This window comes from Leeuwenhoekiella sp. ZYFB001, assembly GCF_011784865.1.
Taxonomy (GTDB): Bacteria; Bacteroidota; Bacteroidia; order Flavobacteriales; family Flavobacteriaceae; genus Leeuwenhoekiella; species Leeuwenhoekiella palythoae.
On record NZ_CP050460.1, the window covers coordinates 1,332,145 to 1,352,445 of the forward strand.

The 20,301-nt window shown below is 38.9% G+C and carries 19 protein-coding genes; 6 read left to right on the top strand and 13 right to left on the bottom strand.

Annotated features, from left to right (window positions below; genetic code table 11):
* Window positions 1-92: 92 nt before the first annotated feature.
* The 4 genes from HCN54_RS05855 to HCN54_RS05870 all read left to right on the top strand — a co-directional run bounded on the left by HCN54_RS05855 (window position 93) and on the right by HCN54_RS05870 (window position 4,348).
* Entirely contained in the window at window positions 93-809 is a 717-nt protein-coding gene (locus tag HCN54_RS05855) for a DUF2490 domain-containing protein (protein ID WP_167596936.1), read from the top strand.
* A gap of 24 nt (window positions 810-833) precedes the next feature.
* A complete protein-coding gene (locus HCN54_RS05860) occupies window positions 834-1,154 on the top strand; it encodes a hypothetical protein (RefSeq protein ID WP_167596937.1) in 321 nt (106 codons plus the stop codon).
* Between the two features lie 179 nt (window positions 1,155-1,333).
* Window positions 1,334-3,742, top strand: a complete 2,409-nt coding sequence (locus HCN54_RS05865; protein WP_167596938.1) for a TonB-dependent receptor — start codon at window positions 1,334-1,336, stop codon at window positions 3,740-3,742.
* An 18-nt stretch (window positions 3,743-3,760) separates the two neighbouring features.
* Entirely contained in the window at window positions 3,761-4,348 is a 588-nt protein-coding gene (locus tag HCN54_RS05870) for a type 1 periplasmic binding fold superfamily protein (protein WP_167596939.1), read from the top strand.
* Window positions 4,349-4,469: 121 nt separating this feature from the next.
* On the opposite strand, the gene HCN54_RS05875 is transcribed toward HCN54_RS05870, so the two are convergent.
* The 3 genes from HCN54_RS05875 to HCN54_RS05885 all read right to left on the bottom strand — a co-directional run bounded on the left by HCN54_RS05875 (window position 4,470) and on the right by HCN54_RS05885 (window position 10,215).
* Window positions 4,470-5,336 (bottom strand): RNA polymerase sigma factor RpoD/SigA, encoded by an 867-nt coding sequence (locus HCN54_RS05875; protein WP_009780064.1) that lies wholly within the window; start codon window positions 5,334-5,336, stop codon window positions 4,470-4,472.
* A 137-nt stretch (window positions 5,337-5,473) separates the two neighbouring features.
* The gene (locus HCN54_RS05880; protein ID WP_167596940.1) at window positions 5,474-7,993 is read right to left on the bottom strand and encodes a transglycosylase domain-containing protein; all 2,520 of its coding nucleotides are present in this window, start codon (window positions 7,991-7,993) and stop codon (window positions 5,474-5,476) included.
* A 386-nt stretch (window positions 7,994-8,379) separates the two neighbouring features.
* A complete protein-coding gene (locus HCN54_RS05885; RefSeq protein ID WP_167596941.1) occupies window positions 8,380-10,215 on the bottom strand; it encodes an SLC13 family permease in 1,836 nt (611 codons plus the stop codon).
* A gap of 141 nt (window positions 10,216-10,356) precedes the next feature.
* Between HCN54_RS05885 and HCN54_RS05890 the strand changes: the two genes are divergently transcribed.
* Together HCN54_RS05890 and HCN54_RS05895 are read left to right on the top strand one after the other, a co-directional pair.
* Complete coding sequence (locus HCN54_RS05890) at window positions 10,357-10,956, top strand: Crp/Fnr family transcriptional regulator (protein WP_167596942.1); 600 nt, start codon at window positions 10,357-10,359, stop codon at window positions 10,954-10,956.
* Window positions 10,957-11,047: 91 nt separating this feature from the next.
* Window positions 11,048-11,791 (top strand): SDR family oxidoreductase, encoded by a 744-nt coding sequence (locus HCN54_RS05895; protein WP_167596943.1) that lies wholly within the window; start codon window positions 11,048-11,050, stop codon window positions 11,789-11,791.
* A 141-nt stretch (window positions 11,792-11,932) separates the two neighbouring features.
* Here the strand turns inward: HCN54_RS05895 and HCN54_RS05900 are convergent, their stop codons facing one another.
* The 10 genes from HCN54_RS05900 to HCN54_RS05945 all read right to left on the bottom strand — a co-directional run bounded on the left by HCN54_RS05900 (window position 11,933) and on the right by HCN54_RS05945 (window position 20,296).
* Entirely contained in the window at window positions 11,933-12,307 is a 375-nt protein-coding gene (locus HCN54_RS05900) for a DUF308 domain-containing protein (RefSeq protein WP_167596944.1), read from the bottom strand.
* On the bottom strand, window positions 12,291-12,752 hold the full coding sequence (locus HCN54_RS05905; RefSeq protein ID WP_167596945.1) for a hypothetical protein: 462 nt from the start codon (window positions 12,750-12,752) through the stop codon (window positions 12,291-12,293). The genes HCN54_RS05900 and HCN54_RS05905 overlap by 17 nt, the downstream gene beginning before the upstream one ends.
* Window positions 12,753-12,880: 128 nt before the next feature.
* Entirely contained in the window at window positions 12,881-13,720 is an 840-nt protein-coding gene (locus HCN54_RS05910; RefSeq protein ID WP_072982283.1) for a flagellar motor protein MotB, read from the bottom strand.
* A 252-nt stretch (window positions 13,721-13,972) separates the two neighbouring features.
* Window positions 13,973-14,425 (bottom strand): peptidylprolyl isomerase, encoded by a 453-nt coding sequence (locus tag HCN54_RS05915; RefSeq protein ID WP_072982281.1) that lies wholly within the window; start codon window positions 14,423-14,425, stop codon window positions 13,973-13,975.
* A gap of 131 nt (window positions 14,426-14,556) precedes the next feature.
* A complete protein-coding gene (lepB, locus tag HCN54_RS05920) occupies window positions 14,557-16,128 on the bottom strand; it encodes a signal peptidase I (RefSeq protein ID WP_167596946.1) in 1,572 nt (523 codons plus the stop codon).
* A gap of 51 nt (window positions 16,129-16,179) precedes the next feature.
* Complete coding sequence (gene dapB / locus HCN54_RS05925) at window positions 16,180-16,878, bottom strand: 4-hydroxy-tetrahydrodipicolinate reductase (RefSeq protein WP_167596947.1); 699 nt, start codon at window positions 16,876-16,878, stop codon at window positions 16,180-16,182.
* 3 nt (window positions 16,879-16,881) lie between these two features.
* Window positions 16,882-17,472 carry a DUF5683 domain-containing protein gene (locus tag HCN54_RS05930; RefSeq protein WP_167596948.1) on the bottom strand — a complete coding sequence of 197 codons (591 nt, stop codon included), beginning with the start codon at window positions 17,470-17,472 and terminating at the stop codon, window positions 16,882-16,884.
* On the bottom strand, window positions 17,462-18,367 hold the full coding sequence (locus tag HCN54_RS05935) for a ParB/RepB/Spo0J family partition protein (RefSeq protein WP_167596949.1): 906 nt from the start codon (window positions 18,365-18,367) through the stop codon (window positions 17,462-17,464). Before HCN54_RS05935 ends, HCN54_RS05930 begins: the two co-directional genes overlap by 11 nt.
* A gap of 2 nt (window positions 18,368-18,369) precedes the next feature.
* Window positions 18,370-19,137 (bottom strand): ParA family protein, encoded by a 768-nt coding sequence (locus tag HCN54_RS05940; RefSeq protein ID WP_072982271.1) that lies wholly within the window; start codon window positions 19,135-19,137, stop codon window positions 18,370-18,372.
* 274 nt (window positions 19,138-19,411) lie between these two features.
* On the bottom strand, window positions 19,412-20,296 hold the full coding sequence (locus HCN54_RS05945; RefSeq protein ID WP_167596950.1) for an SDR family oxidoreductase: 885 nt from the start codon (window positions 20,294-20,296) through the stop codon (window positions 19,412-19,414).
* Between the last annotated feature and the right edge of the window lie 5 nt (window positions 20,297-20,301).

The window sequence follows — 20,301 nt, forward strand, 5'->3', positions numbered from 1 at the left end:
TTTACACACTGATTTTTAATTTTGAGGCATTTTGATGGCTTTTGGGAAGATGTATTTTTTCCATTTGCATCGCTGAAAAAGCACCAATTCTTATGCACAGCAGTACGCAAAGCTATTATCTGACATTTCTTTTAGTTATTACCTCTTTTTTGCTTTCTTCGGAAAGTAATGCGCAACGTGGGAATCACGAACTGGGCGGGTGGTATATGTACTTTTTTGAGACAGATTTCGGCCAAAGCAACTTTGGAATTATGGGAGATGTGCAGCATCGTAGTTTTAATGTTGCTCATGATTTTCAACAATTCATTCTACGGGCAGGTTTATCTTATAAGTTTAAGAATTCATCTTTAAGAGCTGTCGCGGGTTATTCTTTTTTCAATAGCGGAACTTTAGGCCCCAGCAATGCTCAACTCATTGAAAATCGCTTGTATCAAGATCTAATTTGGACCAACGCCTTATTTGAAGGTCGCATCGCGCTGTTGCATCGCATCAGGATCGAAGAACGCTTTATAGAAAATCAGGACTTTAGATCCCGATACCGTTATTTTCTAAATGCAAAGCTTCCGCTGAACGCCCAAAAAATGGGACCTAAAACTTTTTTCGCCTGGACGGCTGCCGAGATATTCGTGAATGGCGAGAAAAATATAGGCAATGGTCAATCTGTAAACCTCTATGATCGCACGTGGTTATTTGGTGGTTTAGGATACCAGTTTAGCAAAAGTTTACGGTCAGAACTCTCTTATATGCGTGAAATCACCGAAAACCGGACTAAAGGACAGTTAATTTTAAGTTTTTTTCACACTTTCTAAGAATCTAAATTATAGTTTTGCCCTATGATTTTAAAAAGTAAAACTTCAAAAGCCGGAATCAGCTTATTGCTGGTCTTGGCTCTTTTTGCTTTTAAAATTGTAGATCTTCATAATTATACGGCTAAAAAAGACAGAGATTCGGGGCATTCCTATCACGAACTTTGTTTGATGGGGGACAACCATAAACAGCATTTAGATTTTGTGCTTCCTCCGGTTTTTGAGATAGAGCAGGATGAGATTTTCGTTTATCTCAAAAAGCCTCAGACTTTTAGCAACACAAAACGGTTTTTTCTTTACATAGAAAAAAACCACCTCAATAAGGCGCCTCCCGCGCTTATCAGTTAAGCTTTTTCGATAGCTTATCGTATTTCAATTGTCCACAGTGTAGTGTGCGATTCCGTGGTTATTTAATTGCGTTGTTCTTTCAATTTTAGATGAGAGCCATCCAATTGAAATTTCTAAAAATCGAGATTCTTTCTTTCTTATTTCTTAATCACCCTGATTTGGGTATTTGATCTTTTACTATGAACGTATTCCGTTTAGTGCTTTTATTAATTTTTACAGTTCAGCTTCAGGCACAAACTTGTGACTACAGCATCACTGGTGTGGTGCGTGATTTTCACGATGGAAGTGTGCTGGCTAATTCAACACTAAGCGTAAATGGATATGATATTTATGCGTTAAGTGATTTTGATGGAAGGTACACCCTTGATGGATTGTGCGCCGGGACATACGTCATTACGATCACGCATCCGGAATGTGAAGTTGCCGAATTTACGGTGGAAGTGCAACGGGACCTGCAACGGGATTTTAAGTTGGAACATCACACCGAAGAACTCAATGCAGTAACTGTGCAAGGTGAAAATTTAAATCAAGGTACTATATCGGGAAGTCAAGAGGTTTTAAAGTCAGAAGTCTTAGAGCAGTACAGCAACGCAAGTTTAGGGGACGCGCTGCGGGAAGTTCCCGGAGTTTCTTCGCTGAATACCGGAAGTACAGTAGTAAAGCCTGTTATTAATGGTTTACACAGTAGTAGGGTGCTGATCATTAATAATGGTACGAGAATGGAAGATCAAGAATGGGGCGTTGAGCACGCGCCCAATCTTGATATCAATGCTGCCGAAAATGTTACGGTGGTCAAAGGTGCTAGTGCATTACGCTATGGTGGTGACGCCGTAGGTGGAGTAATCGTTACCAATGCACCGAAGGCTCCGGTAAAAGATACATTGTATGGTAAAACTATTTTAAGCGGTGCGAGTAATGGAAGAAGCGTAGGACTAACCACCAGTTTATTGAAAGCTTATAAAAGTGGTTTTTATGTTCAAGGTCAGGGAACAGCTAAATATGCGGGCGATTTGCGCGCACCAGATTATGTACTATCTAACACAGGCTTGAGAGAACGCGACTTTTCGGTGGGATTCGGACTGAACAAATTCACTTACGGATTTGATGCTTACTATAGTTTTTACAATTCAGAAATAGGTATTTTAAGAGCCAGTCATATTGGTAATCTGAGCGATTTAATTCGGGCTATTAATAGCGGAGCACCTGATTACGTGCAGGATTTCACTTATGATATTAATGCTCCTAAACAAGATGTTTCCCATCATTTAGCTAAACTCAGCTTCTACAAACGCTTTGAAAATGCCGGAAAGCTTAATCTGGATTATTCTTTTCAGCAAAACAACCGAAAGGAATTTGATATTCGCCGCGGTGATGATAGTGATAAGCCCTCGCTAGACTTGAGATTGACCACACATACGTTGTCATCAAACTTTCTTTATGATGCCATGGCGGGTGTAGAAGCCAATTTTGGTGCAGAAGTTTCGTATCAAGAAAATTTTCCAGATCCCAATACAGGAATCAGAAGACTTATTCCAGATTATGAGATGTACACTGCAGGCGTGTATGCTACCGCCGATATAGATCTTTCTCCAGATTGGCGCTTAGATGGAGGGATTAGATATGATTTTATGCAGGTAGACGCGCAGAAATATTATTTAAACAGCAGCTGGGAAAGTCGCGGGTATGAAGAGGAATTTGGTGATCTGGTGGTTAGCCGCTCAGATAGTCAGCTACTCGTGAATCCTGTTTTTGATTATCATAATTTTTCCGGGACTGTAGGCGCTCGCTACCGAATCAAGCCTAACTGGGATTTAAAATTCAACTTGAGCAGTGCCTCTCGCGCTCCTAATCCTGCGGAACTTTTTAGTGATGGTTTGCACCACTCTGCAGCGATTATCGAACTCGGTGATTTGAGACTTAATCAAGAACAATCTTATAAAGCCAGTGTTGAATTTACCGGTCAAATTGAAGGTTTAAGCTTTGGGATCAATCCGTATTACAACCATATTGACGATTTTATCATCATGGAACCAAGTGGATTGCAGTATACAAATAGAGGCGCTTTTCCTGTATATCAGTACGGTCAGGTTGATGCGCGATTGTTTGGGGTTGACTTGCGGGCCGCTTACGCTTTTAATGAAAACTTTGATCTGCAAACGGTATTCGCTTACGTAAATGGGCAGGATTTAGAGCGTAACAGACCTTTGATAGATATGCCTGCACCTAATGTAAACACCACCTTAGGATTTCAAAAACCGGAGTGGAATAATCTCAAATTAGGCTTACGTAATCAAAGTGTTTTAAAGCAAACGCGTTTTCCCGATAATGACTTTGAGGTTACTTATATCAATGATGCCGGCGAACAAACCACCGAAAGGGTAGAGGTAAGTCGCACGCCAGAAGCATACAGCTTATTTCATTTAACATCATCTGTTGATTTTGATGTATTTAAACAATCTACATTAACCGTAGGCTTTTATGTAGATAATATATTAAACACCGCCTATCGTGACTACCTAAATCGTCAGCGCTATTTTGCTGATGATCTAGGACGAAACTTTAGAATTCAATTAAAATTAAATTATTAACTCCTAAGTTTTTTATTTATGAAAGCAACTAAATTATTTGCACTGGCTCTTGTAGCCGTAATTGGTCTTAACTCGTGTTCTTCTGATGATGATAACACGCCTGAAGAAATCAATGAAGAGGAAGTGATCACCACAATCACCGTAACCCTTGCGCCACAAACCGGAGAAACTGTCACCTTAACCTCAAGAGATCTTGATGGAGATGGTCCTGACGCACCTGTGATCAGTATTTCTGGGGCTTTACAAGCCGGAATGCTTTACAACGGAAGTGTATTATTAGAAAATGAAACCGAAACTCCAGCAGAAGTAATCAATGAGGAAATTCAAGAAGAGGCAGATGAGCATCAGTTTTTCTTCCAAGCCTCTTCTGACTTAAATGCTGATTTCACCTACACTGATTCAGAAAATACGTATCTAAATAACGGCGTTTCTAACCCTGTAGGTTTAACCTTCAATTTACAAGCAGGTGCCGCTTCTTCTGGAACATTCACGATTACTTTAAGACATGAGCCTTCTAAAGATGCAGAAGGAGTGAGCGTAGGTGATATCACAAATGCTGCCGGAGAAACAGACGTTCAGGAAAGCTTTGACATCGTGATTGAATAATTTAAGACCGTTAACCAATTAACTGCCTTAGAGTTTTAAACGCTTTGGTAGTTATAAATAAAAAAAGCGCTGCAATTGAATTGCAGCGCTTTTTTTATTTTCACTTTTAGGAGGTAAACTCTTATCCTAGATAAGTTTTAAGCACTTTACTTCTAGAAGTATGGCGCAATCTACGAATACCTTTCTCACGTATTTGACGTACACGCTCGCGGCTTAAATCAAACATTTCTCCAATTTCTTGAAGGGTATGAGGCTGTTCGCCACCAAGACCATAGTTTAATTTAATAACATCAGACTCTCGTGGAGAAAGTGTTTCAAGCGCACGCTCAATTTCGGTACCTAATGATTCTTGCATTAAATCTGCATCCGGGTTAGGAGATTCGCCAGATTTTAATACATCATAAAGATTAGAGTCGTTTTCGCCTTCTTTAAAAGGTGCATCCATTGAAAGATTTCGACCTGAGTTTTTCATTGCTAATTTTACTTTAGCGACTGTCATGTCTAACTCTTTTGCGATTTCTTCAGCAGATGGTGGGCGCTCTAAGCTCTGCTCTAAATAAGAAAATGCCTTATTAATTTTACTTATCGTACCAATTTTGTTTAGGGGTAAACGCACCGTTCTTGAATGCTCAGAAATAGCTTGTAAGATCGACTGACGAATCCACCATACGGCGTACGAAATAAATTTAAAACCACGGGTTTCGTCAAAACGTTTAGCCGCTTTAACTAGACCTACGTTACCTTCATTGATCAAATCGGGTAGTTTTAAACCTTGATTTTGGTATTGCTTTGCAACAGATACCACAAAACGTAAATTAGCCTTCGTCAATCGCTCTAGCGCTACTTGATCGCCTTCACGAATACGTTGTGCCAACTCGACCTCCTCATCAGCAGTAATCATATCGAGCTTACTTACATCTTGTAGATAGGTGTTTAAAGATTTTGATTCCCGATTGGTTACCTGCTTGGTGATTTTGAGTTGTCTCATATAAAATTTATTTGTTAAAAGTAAATAGGACGTATTATAACATGGATAAATTTAAAATCAAATTAAAATATCAATTTTATGATATTTTTAGCATTTATCCACTAAAATTATATTATTCCCAAAAAATGAGGAACATCCTAATTCTCCTCATCATTTTTCTTTTTCCTTTTCAAGAACGAAAAAAAGCCTCCGCTAGTATTCTCTTCTTCAACTTCTTCCGTTTCTTCTATTGCTTCATCGCTAATAACAGGTTCATCTTCTGTTCTGATGATAGCACCGTTATCGTCTAGATAAACTTTCTTTATAAATTTTTGTTCTTGTCCGTTGAAAATGGACTCAAAAAATTTAGTAACTCTAGAGGTGCTGTCTTTAACTATAGGAGCACAGCTTAGCGCTTCTCTCACTTCAGAACTTGGTGCCTTAAAGCGTTGCTTAGTCAATTCAGCATAAGTGGTATCTTGATTAAGTTGCTGCATAAACTTTGCGTAAATAGGTAATGCAGAATTTGCACCGGCACCTAAACCTGTACTGCTAAACCCAATTCTGTAATCGTCATTACCCACCCAGCTTACCGCAACCATATACGGTGTTAGGCCTACAAACCAGCCATCTTTGTTGTCTTGAGTGGTCCCGGTCTTACCTGCGATGTCATTTTTTAACTTATACGTGTACCTTAGTCGGGTTGCAGTACCTTCACTTACAGTTCCGCGCATCATTTCTATCATGGCTTGTCGTGTAAAGTTGCGCATCACTGCTTTTTCTGGAACTTCAGGCTCAAATTGAGCTATTGTTTTTCCTGCCCGATCAACGATTTTAGTAATATAATACGGCTTCATAGGTCTTCCGCCATTTACAAAAGAGGTGTAGGCCGAAGCCAGATCACGCATTTTTATTTGCGCCGTACCCAAAGCTAAAGAGGGTACTTGAGGAAGCTTAGAAGAAATTCCCATCCTACGCGCTTGGTTAATCACTTTGCGTATTCCTACATCAATGATCACTTTTACAGCAACCGTATTGATCGAATTACTCAGCGCTCCTTTAAGGGAATAGGAAAGATCTTCACCTTCACCACCGGCATTTGCCGGCGACCACTCTTTATTATTAAAATAATAAATTTCCTGAGCGCCGTCGTAGTAGGTGCAAGGATCCATCTCTTGTTCTAGAGCGGTAGTGTAAACAAAAGGTTTAAATGTAGAACCTACCATACGCTCGCTTTGACTCACGTGATCGTACTTAAAGTTTTCAAAATCGATTCCGCCTATATATGCAAGAACGCCACCGGTTTGTGGATCTAAAGCCACAAAACCACAATTGAGCAATGATAAGTAGTGCGCTAAGCTGTCTTTAACCGAAATATCTTGTGTGGTCTCGTCTGTATTCCAATCAAAAATTTTGCGTTTTTGCTTGAGGTTGAGCGAGTCCTCTAATGCTTCAGGCGAAATACTATCTTTTACTAAACGTTGATAATACGGAAGCTTTTTAAGACTTGGTTCTAATACCGAAGCGCGTTTCCAAGGAGCGTAATTCCCGTAAGCCTTCTCATATTGTGCTTGAAGCGCTGCCATATGTTCCCGCATTCCTGCTTCGGCATATTGCTGCATGGTTTTATCTAAGGTGGTATGTATGGTTAAACCATCTTGATACAGGTCGTACGAAGAACCGTCTTCCTTCTTATAATTTTTCAAAAGGTCTTGCGCTTCGCGACGAATAAGTTCTCTAAAATAGGGAGCAACACCTAGATCGGTACGTTTTTGATAGCTCAACACAATGGTGTCGCGTTCCATCCCCACAGTGTCTCGAGGTTGCAGGTACTTATAACGCAACATCTGATTGATAACCACATCACGACGTTTTTTAGCACGATCAGGATAAACTCTGGGATTGTAACTGTTATTCGCTTTTAAAGTTCCCACCAGAATAGCAGCTTCATTGAGCGTTAAGTTTTCGGTGTCTTTATTAAAAAATTTCTGACTGGCGCTTTCTATTCCGTAGGTGTTATCAGGAAATGGAACAGTGTTTAGATATAAATTGATGATTTCATCTTTGGTATAAACATCTTCAACACGCTGTGCGATGATGAACTCCTTGAACTTTGAAATTACTAAGTTGAAAGCCCCAGATCCTCGTCTTCCGTAGATGTTCTTTACCAATTGTTGCGTGATGGTGCTTCCACCTCCGGAGGAATCATCTTGCATTAACAAGGTTTTAAAAAATACACGCATTAAACTCACTTTGTCAACGCCATCGTGTTTGTAAAAGCGAGCATCTTCGGTAGCAATAAGCGCATTTTTTAGATGGGAAGGAATCTCATCAAAACCTATAGGGCGGCGGTCAAAAATATAGTATTTACCTATTACTTTTCCATTACGATCAACAAGCTGAGTAGCAAGCGATTGCTCTAGGTGACTTAATTCATACTTTGAAGGAAGTGATCCCCAAACTCCAACATAAATACTGAAGAAAAACAAGGAGAATAAGAAGAAAAGAGACCCTAAACCTAATAGTGGATAGCGCACCCATTTTTTCTTAATTGCTGAATTGAATTTTAAGGTTGCAAAGCGAAATCCTATTTCTATATATTTTAAAGTTTTTACAAAAAACTTTAGCGCTTTACTTTTTAACTCGGTCAGATTGCTATTTCCTAGGGGATTTTTCATAAAGAAACAAATGTACATGTATTTTATGCCCTCATCTATATAGCTTTAGATTAGTTTAACAACTATTTTAAGGATTTGCTGTAACAAAAAATGACCTTGTGCGTCTTACTTGTATAACATCAATCAAGAAGTTCTTTTAAATTATGAATTGTGTTGAAACTTCGTTCAGGCTTGGTCTGAATGGTGCTTCAAATCGATTGGCGAAATACATCCTCAGGATGTGTTGTTGCCGGTTTAAATCTACATTCTAATTTATATATCAATCACAAAACGAGCGGTTATCTGATTCTTTTAGATAGCTGCTTTTTTTATTAGTGGTCTTCAAGAATTAGTATCGCTAAAAATTTATTTATTAAGATTCTTTCCTAAAGTTTGCCATACTACATTTACAACAAGGTTGATAGGAGTAAGGTTGCAGCGACGCATAGAATGATAGACAGAATTCCGCCTATTATAAAAAAGTGCTTAAAACGGTAGATTCCCAGATTGTATATTAGTGTATTGGTTTGATAACCTACCGGAGTAAAAAAGCTGAAGTTTGCCGCAAACATCACAGCGAGTATAAATGGCTTGGCCGGTAGATCAAGACCTGCTGCGACTGAAATGGCTATGGGAGCCATGATTACCGCAGTAGCATTGTTAGAAATACTACCGCTCAAGATCATCGTGATCATAAATAAAGCAGCGAGAATAAACAGATTATTCTTTCCGTCAAAAAGGTTCAAGAGCTGTTCAGAGAGCCAAAGATCTGCCCCGCTATTGGTCATCGCCACACCTAACGGAATCATTCCGGCGAGTAGAAAGAAAATTTGCCAGTCTACCTTATGATAAATTTTGTTCATCTCAAGACTATTGGTTGCCAAAAGCAAACCAATTCCCGTAAGTGAACTCGCTAAAATACTGAGCAATCCTGAAGCAGCCATCGTTACCACGGCCACTAAAATGGCTGCTGTGATATACATTCTCTTTGGATTTTTAGTATTAGAAGATTCGTGCATTTTTAGGATCACAATCCCTTCAAGGCGCTCTAAAGTATTGAGTTCGGTTTGTGTGATCTCTAAAAGAATACGATCGCCGGGCTTGATGCGAATTTGATTTAAATCTTTCCTGATCAGACGCTCGGTGGTATTTCTGATGTTTTTGCGTTTTTTAATGGCGATGGGCAGTGCACCTTCTAATTTGAGTCTTTTAAGGTTGTTAAGCGTATTCCCTATAAAAGCAGAACCCGGAAGTACTAAAACTTCAACCAGCTGAATTTCTTGTTTATCGCGCTTGGTATCTGATTTGTCCTTGTCGGCAACTTTGGTCTCTTCAGTTTGTTCCTTTTTACTTCTTAAGGCGCGTTGGGTTAAATGTTCTTCAGCGGAAATTCGTTCTATATTTTCCAGATCAGCCATAACCACAAGCCTATCGTTTTCAGCAAGAGTAATGTATTTTCCCGGAGCATTGGTGACTACGCGATCGCGTATGAGTTTCAGGAGCGTAACATCTGTGTCTTTAAATAAAAAGGTGTCTTGAATAGCTTTACCTATCAAAGGAGAATCGCCGTTAATGGTAAGTGTGGTAATTAGATTATCGATCTCATAATCTGTTTCTAATCCTTCAGAAACATTTTTTTTCGGTAGAAATTTTGATCCAATTGTTACTACAACCACGCCAATGAGTAGAAAGATGACACCAAACCAAGCAAATTCAAAAAAGCCTAATTTTTCCACCCCGCGATTCTGAGCAACAGAATTAACAATTAGGTTTGTAGAGGTTCCCATCAGCGTGCAGCTTCCGCCTAAAATACCTGCGAAAGAAACTGGTAATAACAATTTACCCGCAGCAACGCCATAACGCTCAGATAGTTGAAAAATGATTTTTATAAATACAATGACCACGGCAGTTGTGCTTATAAACGAACTGATACTTGCCGTAATGATCATAAATGTTGGGATCAGCAATATAAGCGGGATGATGCTCAAGCGTTGCAAACCTCTCGTAAACCAAGCGATCACTCCATTATCTTCAAGCGCTACGGCGATGATCATTAGGGCAAGAACGGTAATGGTCGCTGTGTTTGAGAATCCGCTAATGCCTTCTTCGGGAGTAACCAGGCCGGTAAGCATTAAAGCGATAATGATGAATATCGCTATTTTATCAACTGGAAATAATTCAGTTACAAAAAGGAAAATGGTTATTCCTAGAATGATAAAAACTTCAATAATTGCAAGATCCATAAATGGTGTTAAGAATAAGGTCTAAATTTAGTGGGAAAGAACACAGCATCTTGCCAAATATTCTATAAACAATTATAGATTTGATGGGAAAACAATTGCTAGTAAATCTATAAATTAAGGCTGAAATGGCCACAATTAGCTATGTATAAAGTCTTAAGGAAGCATTTGGAGCGTGTTATTGAAATTTCAGATCAAGAATTTGATGAATTCTGTAGTTTATTAGTGCTTCGGAAACTGCGTAGAAAAGAACTTCTAATTCGTCCCGGGGATCGCGTTACTTCAGAATTTTATGTGGTTTCGGGGTGTTTACAAGCGTTTCATACTTCAGAAAATGGCGATCAATCTATTTTGCAATTTGGAATCGAAGATTGGTGGGTGAGTGATTTTGAAGCTTTTTTTAATGAAACACCGGCACGTTTAAGTGTAAGTTGTATTGAAGATTCAACGGTGCTAGAATTGAATAAAGAAATGCTCGAAGAACTTTACAAACGTATTCCCAAGTTTGAGCGATTTTTTAGAATAAAACTAACCAAGGCTTTTGTTGCGCTCTATTCAAGAATTCAAAACGGTTTAGAAAAAAACAGCACCACGCGATATCTGGAATTTTGTGAGACTTATCCGCATATAGAACAGCGCGTACCTAATTATAAAATTGCCAGTTATTTGGGGATTAAGCCAGAATCGCTAAGCCGCATTCGAAAAGAGCTTGCAGAAAAGGAAGCTAGTATTAACAAGGCTTAACAACATTAGTAGATTCTTAACAGCAAAGGATAACATAGGTCAATGAACTCAAGATAGGTGTATTTGTAGCTTTACAAAAACAAAAATTATTATGAGTTTAGAGAACAAAAACATTATTGTAACGGGAGCTTCTAGTGGAATTGGTGAAGCTACGGCCAAAAAATTAGCTGCAGCCGGCGCTAATGTGGTAATCACAGCGAGACGTACAGAGCGTTTGAATGAATTGAAAGATGCAATTGAAAAAGATGGTGGAAAAGCACTTGCGATCACTGGAGACGTTACCAGTAAAGAAGATTGGAAAAGCATAGTAGAGCAGACGCACAACAATTTTGGAAAAGTGGATGTCTTGGTAAATAACGCCGGACTGATGCCTTTATCCTTCGTTGAGAATTTAAAAACTGATGAATGGGATAAAATGGTAGATGTTAATATTAAAGGAGTGCTTAATGGAGTTGCTAGTGTAGTTCCTGATATGAAAGAGACAAAAGCGGGTCACATAATCAATATTTCATCTGTTGCAGGTAGAAAGATTATGCCGGCAGGGGCAGTGTACTGTGCTACCAAATATGCAGTAAGAGCGCTAAGCGAAGGAATTAGATTAGAAATGGGACCAAAGTATAATACAAAGGTAACTTCTATTGAACCTGGTTTTGTAGCGACAGAACTGACCAACACGATCACAGACGACGATGTAAAAGATATGATGTCTCAATTTGAAGATTTAACTCCGTTACAAGCGAGTGATATTGCGGATTCTATTTATTACGCATTGACGCAGCCAGAACATAGTAGTGTCAATGAAATTTTGATCAGACCAACTAATCAAGATTTATAAGATCTGCAAATTCGAACGTGTTGAATAAGTAAGAAGTCCGGCGCAAGTCGGACTTTTTTTATAGTGATGATGCAAATTATAATTGCTGAAGCTACCTAAAAATAATTATTAGTGTGGAACGGATGTGATGGGGTAGAATAACTAGCAGATAAAGGCGATATTAGAAAGTCCAAGTAGGCCTAAAATCAAAGCAATAAGACCAATAATTACCCGATACGGATTTAATACACCGGCGGCTTTATTGAAGAAGTTTTGAAGCGAAGGATGATTTTCAAAAGTGCCTCCTAGAAGTGCTAACCCGGCCAATACCGCTACGATATCCCTAAATGTACAGAAGGGCCTAAACAAGAACCAAATTCCTAAAATCAAAGCTATGCCGCCAATAACCGCTGCGAATGGTTTTAAAGCACCGGCGATTTTAGCAAAAAGTTGCGTACTGCCGTCCCATTTATCTAAAGTGTTAATAGCAAGTAATATTCCTGCACAAATTAGGGCAAGCTCATAAAGAATTATCATTGTACAGCTGTGTTAGTTTATCAAAATCGTTAGCGGGTTCAAGAGCGTTTTGCTCTCGTATAAAGTTAACGGCTTCCAATAAACTATCAAAAGAAAAAATATCGCCTTTGTAGAAAAAACGTTCAATAACCAGATTGTAAATAGCTGTTTTTCGATAGGTGACTACTGCAAATATTTTAAAGAGTTGACGCTCATTTAGGAATCTTAGCCAATCTTGAGGTTTGATGGCATAATCGTGTATTCGGTTTGAGATATAATTGATCTGCCCACCAGTACCATAAAACTGTTGACCTACACGTATTACTTCCGAAGCTTTGTTCCAGTCAAAAAGTTCACCTTCATTTATTTCTGAAATAATGAAGTTGTCAAAAAAGTAAAAAGTACCAAAACTAAAGCGATGTTCTTCACGTATAAAATCAATTAAAGGGGAGTCTTCAACACGCATAGATTAAATTTTTCTTTTTAAAGTAGAAAAAATACGAGGTTTCCGAAAACGTTTAACTAATTAATACGTTTTACTTCTAAAAAAAACCGCCCTAAGGCGGTTTTATACAAGTAATTAGATTTTAAGGCTTAGTCCGTGCTGCTTACCATAGATAAAAACTTATCTAAGTTTGGCAGAATGACAATGCGTGTACGTCTGTTTTTTGCGCGATCTTCTTTAGTTGCGTTATCTACTAGTGGTAAATAGCTACTACGACCGGCTGCAATAAGTTTGGATGGATCTACATCATATTTATCTTGTAGCTCTCTGATGATTGCTGTAGAACGCTCTACAGAAAGTTCCCAGTTATCTTTGATATAAGCTCCAGGTTTTACCGTTTGATCATCGGTATGGCCTTCTACCATCACCTCAATTGCCGGCTCAGAATTGATAACATCAGCTAAACGTTGTAACAAACCGTCTGCTTTGTTGCTCACGCGATAACTTCCGCTGTTAAAAAGAAGCTTATCAGAAACATTGATCATTACTACAGTTTCGTCAATATCAACTTGAATATCTTCATCTTCTCCTACCGAATTGTCTAAATTCTTTTTAAGGTTATAGGAAATAGCCAAGTTCATAGAATCCTCCAGACTTTTAGCCTGAGAAAGTTCATTTTGATCTACATTTCTTAAGGTCTGGCGCATTTTGTCTTTTGTGCTTTCAGACATAACAGCTAGATTCTCTACCAGATCAAGCTTTTGATAATTATCATCTCTAAGCGAATTAATTTTGCTATTGTAGTCAGCAACACGGTTTTCTATAGCGCTGTATTTAGCTTCAAGTTCTTCCTTTTCAACTTGAGTTTTAGTAAGTGAAACTCGTGTATTATCGTATTTAGTTTCTAATTCGGTGTATTTCTTTTTAGAAACGCACGATACTGTAAGTATGGTCGCACCTACTAGTGCAACAGTATTCATTGTTCTCATTTTTCATAAATTTAGTTAGACCTTAATAACAGAGGCGCGCTAAATTTATTTTTTTAAGAATGCTATAATTCTGTTAAAACCAAAATTACAAGGAGATTTAAATCACTAAAAAAGTCCGTAAACATTGATGTTTACGGACTTTCGAAATAATTATTTACGGGAGCCGCTAATGGAAATATTCCTGGAGGCTCACTTCTAATTTAATGCTTGTATTTAACTAATATTTCTCAGACTTGGTTGCCCTGAGGTAGTTTACTTAATATCTACAACCTCAAGCTCAAAGATCAAGTCTTGTCCTGCAAGTGGGTGATTGGCATCAATCACGATACTTTCGTTGCGTACTTCGGCAACACGTAATTGACGCTCAGTACCGTCAGGATTTTTAGCAACTAATCCCATCCCTACTTGAGGATCAATTTCCTGCGGAAGGTCGGCCTTTGGTACTTCTTGAAAAAGATCTTTACGAACTTCACCATAAGCTTCAGCCTCAGGGATCGTGATCGTTTTCTTTTCACTTACTGTCATATCAATTAGGCCTTTTTCAAAACCTGGAATGATCTGACCTTGACCCAATTGAAATTCAAGCGGTTGCTTATCTACCGAACTGTCAAAAATCTGACCATTGGTTAATTTTCCGGTATAGTGTACTTGAACCGTATCGTTATTTTTTACTGAACGTTGTGTATTTTTTTCCTGTGTTTCCATAGTGCGGAAGCTATAAAACAGAGGAGGCAATACCTAAGCAATTTTGTTAAAATAAAAATTTTTACGAGTTCAAAAAAGAAAAGCATCAAACCTTTACGATTTGATGCTTTGTGCTTGATTTTATTTAGAAATTAGGACTTCGCTTTTCTGATCTTTATCACTTTTGAGATCACAAAATAAGCCACCAGTGCAATAATAAAGTAAATAAAGTAGGAGACCGGCTTGCCATCACCACCTACGGTCGTAAATAAACGTTCCCAACGAATTTTTTCCATAATACCAGTGCCATTGCTATCCCAACTAAACCAGATGAATACCGGTTTACCTACAATATGATTTTCAGGCACAAAACCCCAGAATCTACTGTCTTCACTATTGTGACGGTTGTCACCCATCATCCAGTAATAATCCTGTTTAAAGGTGTATTCTGAAAGGGGTTCTCCATTAAGCAGCACTTGATTTCCTTCTACTGAAATTTCACGCGTTTCTCCCATTTCTTCGCCTTCATAAACTTCGATAAGACGTTTGTAAAGCGGAAGGTTTTCAACAGAAATAGGTGTGGTAGTACCTTTCTTTGGAATATACACTGAAGCGATCTGATCTCTATTTCCTAAGCTGGCATTTCCTTTAGGAAAGATTGAAGGATCTTTTTGGTCAGTTCCGGCGATAAGTTTTTCTAAAGAAGCAACATTAGGATGGTTGCGGAAGCGCTCTGCATTTTCAGGAGTAATGGCTTGAGTAGCAAATTGTGTAGAATTATAAAATTTCAGATTACTGATCTTGTATTGATCATAAAGATTTTTTGCGTTAAATCCGCCTCCTTTTGCGGTTCCTTGATAACTATATTGCAGTTGAGCGCGACCCGGCAGTTCTAGCGGATTGTTATTAACATAAACCTTACCGTCTACAACTTTTAAACTATCCCCCGGAAGTCCTACCGCACGCTTTACATAATTAGATTTTTTATCAATGGGTTTATGGTAATACTTACCGTCATCTAAGCCATAAAAGCGATTTACCGTATCTACCGGCCAACTAAACACCACAATATCACTGCGCTCAATATCCTGAAACCCTGGAAGTCTAAAATAGGGGAGATGTGGCTTATCTAAGTACGATTTTATCCCTAATCCCGGAATGGTGTCGTGAACCATCGGGAAGCTAACAGTGGTCATTGGCGTACGCGCACCGTAATGAAATTTACTTACAAAAAGAAAATCCCCAATCAGTAAAGTACGTTCTAAAGATCCCGTAGGAATCGTAAAAGGTTGCATTACATAAGTGTGCACAATGGTTGCAGCAACTACGGCAAAAAGTATAGAGCTTACCCATTCTCCAAATGCACTTTTAGCAACTAGAGAACGCTCTGTTTTATAGGTTACGGGCGCCGCATAGTTTAAATAATATAGGTAAAAGCCTAGAGTAATGATCACAAGTAGCGTATCGGTTGTTGAGTTTTTACCAAAGCTACGCGCTGTTTCAACCCAGATTACAGGAAACATAATGAGATTAACAATGGGTATAAACAATAAAATGGTCCACCATTTTGGGCGACCAATTATCTGCATTAACACGATCGCATTGTAAACAGGAATGATTGCTTCCCAAGCTTGACGTCCTGCTTTTTTATAGAGTTTCCAGGTGCCTAAAAAGTGGATTACCTGAACCAACAGGAAAAATAAAAACCATTGCATCATTGTCATGGGTCTACGAGTTTTGTTGTATCTGTCTGAGTTTTACGTGTGATGTTACGGTTATGATAGATTCAAAACATCTTTCATACTGTACACGCCGGTTTTGTCTTTAAGCCATTCTGCTGCGATGATTGCACCTAAAGCAAATCCGTTTCGGTTATGTGCTTTATGTTCAATGGTGATTTCATCTACTTGGCTTCCGTAATTGATGATGTGTGTTCCAGGAACTTCACCTTCACGTTCTGCTTTGATTGATATTTTATCATTCTCTTCAGCATCAAGAACCCAATCTGTTTTATCAGAGTGTTCTAAAATACCTTCTGCAAGAGTTATGGCGGTTCCGCTAGGAGCATCCAACTTGTGAATATGGTGCACTTCGGTCATCGAAACATTGTAGTCTTTAAGACCCTGCATCATTTTAGCAAGCTGTTTATTAAGTTCAAAAAAGATGTTTACGCCTACGCTAAAATTTGAAGCGTAAATAAAGCCACCATTATTCTTCTTGCAAAGTGCAACCATCTCATCATAGTGATCGAGCCAGCCGGTAGTCCCCGAAACCACAGGAACATTGGCATTCAGACACGCCGAAATGTTAGCAACGGCAGCCGTTGGCACACTAAAATCAATGGCAACTTCGGCACCATTAAAATCATAATCATCATTGGCGTCAATGGTTTTTACGATCTCGTGACCACGTTCTTGTGCAAGTTTTTCAATGGTTTTTCCCATACGGCCGTAGCCAAGAAGGGCAATCTTCATAATCTAAAAAGTATAAGTTATACGCATCCCAAAAGTGTTTGAGAAGTCAAATTCGTTGCGTTCCATAAAAGGGGCGAAGCTCAGCCGATCTTCAACCTCATATTGAGAGAGATGAGCGTCAACATTGGCCTCTAAGATCTGTAACACATAAAGACCTGCGGAAATTAAAATCGCAAGTTCTTTATTTCTGCGGTAGAAATCCTGAGCGCGCAGCAGCTGATCTTCGGTAAATAATTCGGTTCTATTGCCGTCTTCATCTACGATCGTAAATTCATCAATTCTACCGGCAATACGGTCTTTGTACGCGCTTCGATACTGCTGAAAAAGGTCGTGATTATACACTGCAATACCTACACCTGTACCTAAAGCTCCATAAACAATAGGGATCTTCCAGTAATCTTTATTGTAGGCTTGACCCAAACCGGGAAGAACAGCAGCATAAAATGCAGCCTTAGCCGGTTTTAATGCGTCGTATTCTTGAAAAGCGGCGTCTATTTCTTCAGCTTCGATCTGAGGTTCTTCTTCAGGAGTTTCCTGACTGAAACTGAAACTGAAAACCAGTAGGGCGGCAAGAATTATAAGTTTATTCGGCACCAGATATTAATTTTTTTAATCGCTTGAAATCTTCTTCTGAAGAAAACGGAATAATTAGTTTTCCATTGCCTTTTGAAGCTACTTTAATATCTACTTTAGCCCCAAAATAAGAAGCAAACTCTTTTTTTCCTTCCTGAATAAATTCAGGCACTTTGGTTTTTACCGGAGTAGCTTTACCAGATTTTTTTCCTTCTTTATAATTCTTTACAAGCGCTTCCGTTGCTCTAACTGATAAAGAATCCTGAATAATTTTTTCGTAAATATCGAGTTGGTCTGAAGTATTCTCGATATTGATCAACGCACGCCCGTGACCCATAGAAAGAAAACCGTCACGCATACCGGTCTGGATGATCGGGTCTAATTTCAACAAACGCAAATAGTTAGCAATTGTAGATCTGTTTTTACCTACACGCTCGCTCATTTGCTCTTGAGTGAGGTTGATTTCTTCAATTAAGCGCTCATAAGAAAGTGCGATCTCAATAGGATCAAGATCTTCTCGCTGAATATTTTCAACAAGCGCCATCTCAAGAGATTCTTGATCATTGGCGATACGTATGTATGCAGGGACGGTCTCAAGACCAACTAATTTTGAAGCTCTAAAACGGCGCTCTCCAGAAACCAGCTGATATTTACCAAACTCAATTTTGCGTACGGTTATGGGCTGAATCACCCCAAGTTCTCTAATAGAGCTTGCTAACTCTTTTAAAGCATCTTCATTAAAACTGCTTCTAGGCTGAAACGGGTTAACTTCAATATTGGCGAGTTCGAGCTCTACAATATTACCAACAACCTTATCAGCGCCCTTGTCTCCGGCAGCTTTAATATCATTTTCCGGATCTTTCAAAAGTGCCGAAAGTCCTCTTCCCAAAGCTTGTTTTTTAACTGCCTTAGCCATAGTTATGCATCATTTTTTGTGATTATCTCTTGAGCTAAACTTAAGTAATTTGCTGCTCCTTTACTGCCGGCATCATAATTAATAATGCTTTCCCCATAACTCGGAGCCTCGCTCAGGCGTACATTTCGTTGAATGATCGTATCAAATACCATCTCATCAAAATGCTTTTGTACCTCTTCAACCACTTGATTCGAAAGACGTAGTCGGGAATCAAACATAGTCAGTAAAAGCCCCTCAATATCTAAAGATGAATTGTGTATTTTTTGAACACTCTTAATTGTGTTTAGAAGTTTACCCAACCCTTCTAATGCAAAATATTCACACTGAATAGGAATGATCACAGAATCTGAAGCAGTAAGTGCATTTAGCGTTAAGAGCCCTAAAGAGGGTGCACAGTCGATTAAAATATAATCGTAGGTATCTTTGAGATGTCTAATAGCGCGGGCTAGCATATACTCTCGCTGATCCATATCAACCAATTCGATCTCGATTGCTACCAAATCAATATGCGCCGGAATCAAATCTAGATTAGGAGATTCGGTTTTCATAATGGTTTCTTCAGCCTTACTAGAATGTTCCAGCAGCTGGTAGGTACCCATTTCTATCGTCTCAACATCTATACCCAATCCTGAGGTAGCATTGGCTTGCGGATCTGCATCAATTAAGAGTACTTTTTTTTCAAGCACGCCCAGTGAGGCTGCGAGATTGACAGAGGTCGTAGTTTTACCTACACCACCTTTTTGATTAGCAATAGCTATTATTTTGCCCATAGATTATATTGAGGTATTGTTGTGCGAAAATACGATTTATAACCCGCAATAAAAATGCTTTTTGTTAACAGGTTTCAATTGGTTTTTGTACAAAACTCATGAAAAAATTGGTCAAAAAGGTAAAACCTTGCCATTCTTTTAATTACTGCAAAAGCGCTTTAATAGGATCAAAAATCCTCTGATTTTATCACCACTTCAATAGCCACCAAGATGCCTTGTGGCAGTTGGACGATTTTTGGTTTGGTCTATCTTTTTTTATTAAGGACGAAAACTCTTAAGACTTGTTGCGCTTGGCTTTAACCATAGCTTCCAATTGGTCCCATAATTCTTCGGGAATATCTTGTAGTAGGTTGAATTGCCCTGCACCTTCTAACCATTCACCACCATCAATAGTGATGACTTCACCATTTATATAGGCCGAAAAATCAGAAGCCAGATAAGCTGCCAGATTAGCCAATTCTTGATGATCGCCCACGCGTCTCAGAGGTACTTTTTTTGAAAGATCAAATTTCTCTGCAAGATCTCCCGGAAGTAAGCGCTCCCAAGCACCTTTAGTAGGGAAGGGGCCTGGTGCGATCGCATTTGATCGAATGCCATATTTTGCCCATTCTACAGCAAGCGAACGCGTCATCGCTAAAACACCGGCTTTTGCTGTTGCGCTTGGCACTACATAAGCAGAGCCCGTCCAGGCATAGGTAGTGACGATATTCAAGATGGTTTTGTTTTCTTCTTTTTTGTCAATCCAATGTTTTCCAAAAGCCAACGTGCAGTTTTTACTTCCTTTTAAAACAATATCTATAACCACATCAAAAGCATTTGCTGAAAGTCTTTCGGTTGGAGAAATGAAGTTCCCTGCGGCATTATTCAAAAGGACATCAATACTACCAAAACGGTCTAAGACAGCATCACGCATCGCAACGACTTGCTCATAATCACGTACATCACATTGCACCGGAAAACAAGTGCTGCCGGTTTCTGATTCTAAGGCTTCAGCAGTAGTTTGCAGCTTTTCTAGATTTCGAGAAGTTATAGCAACCTGAGCGCCTAATTCTAGAAAGTATTTGGTCATGGCTTTTCCCAGACCGCTTCCGCCGCCGGTTACCACAATTGTTTTTCCTTGAAGCGCATCGTCGCGCAGCATTTTATTTTTAAAATTCATAGCAT

Bases quoted from the DNA above. Each gene is read 5' to 3' on its own strand.
- HCN54_RS05880 (WP_167596940.1), bottom strand. From the start codon at position 7,993: ATGAAAAATCCCCTAGGAAATAGCAATCTGACCGAGTTAAAAAGTAAA.
- HCN54_RS05890 (WP_167596942.1), top strand. From the start codon at position 10,357: ATGTATAAAGTCTTAAGGAAGCATTTGGAGCGTGTTATTGAAATTTCA.
- HCN54_RS05945 (WP_167596950.1), bottom strand. From the start codon at position 20,296: ATGAATTTTAAAAATAAAATGCTGCGCGACGATGCGCTTCAAGGAAAA.
- HCN54_RS05885 (WP_167596941.1), bottom strand. From the start codon at position 10,215: ATGGATCTTGCAATTATTGAAGTTTTTATCATTCTAGGAATAACCATT.
- dapB (WP_167596947.1), bottom strand. From the start codon at position 16,878: ATGAAGATTGCCCTTCTTGGCTACGGCCGTATGGGAAAAACCATTGAA.
- HCN54_RS05900 (WP_167596944.1), bottom strand. From the start codon at position 12,307: ATGATAATTCTTTATGAGCTTGCCCTAATTTGTGCAGGAATATTACTT.
- HCN54_RS05910 (WP_072982283.1), bottom strand. From the start codon at position 13,720: ATGAGAACAATGAATACTGTTGCACTAGTAGGTGCGACCATACTTACA.
- HCN54_RS05865 (WP_167596938.1), top strand. From the start codon at position 1,334: ATGAACGTATTCCGTTTAGTGCTTTTATTAATTTTTACAGTTCAGCTT.
- HCN54_RS05895 (WP_167596943.1), top strand. From the start codon at position 11,048: ATGAGTTTAGAGAACAAAAACATTATTGTAACGGGAGCTTCTAGTGGA.
- HCN54_RS05870 (WP_167596939.1), top strand. From the start codon at position 3,761: ATGAAAGCAACTAAATTATTTGCACTGGCTCTTGTAGCCGTAATTGGT.
- lepB (WP_167596946.1), bottom strand. From the start codon at position 16,128: ATGACAATGATGCAATGGTTTTTATTTTTCCTGTTGGTTCAGGTAATC.
- HCN54_RS05905 (WP_167596945.1), bottom strand. From the start codon at position 12,752: ATGCGTGTTGAAGACTCCCCTTTAATTGATTTTATACGTGAAGAACAT.
- HCN54_RS05935 (WP_167596949.1), bottom strand. From the start codon at position 18,367: ATGGCTAAGGCAGTTAAAAAACAAGCTTTGGGAAGAGGACTTTCGGCA.
- HCN54_RS05940 (WP_072982271.1), bottom strand. From the start codon at position 19,137: ATGGGCAAAATAATAGCTATTGCTAATCAAAAAGGTGGTGTAGGTAAA.
- HCN54_RS05855 (WP_167596936.1), top strand. From the start codon at position 93: ATGCACAGCAGTACGCAAAGCTATTATCTGACATTTCTTTTAGTTATT.
- HCN54_RS05875 (WP_009780064.1), bottom strand. From the start codon at position 5,336: ATGAGACAACTCAAAATCACCAAGCAGGTAACCAATCGGGAATCAAAA.
- HCN54_RS05860 (WP_167596937.1), top strand. From the start codon at position 834: ATGATTTTAAAAAGTAAAACTTCAAAAGCCGGAATCAGCTTATTGCTG.
- HCN54_RS05915 (WP_072982281.1), bottom strand. From the start codon at position 14,425: ATGGAAACACAGGAAAAAAATACACAACGTTCAGTAAAAAATAACGAT.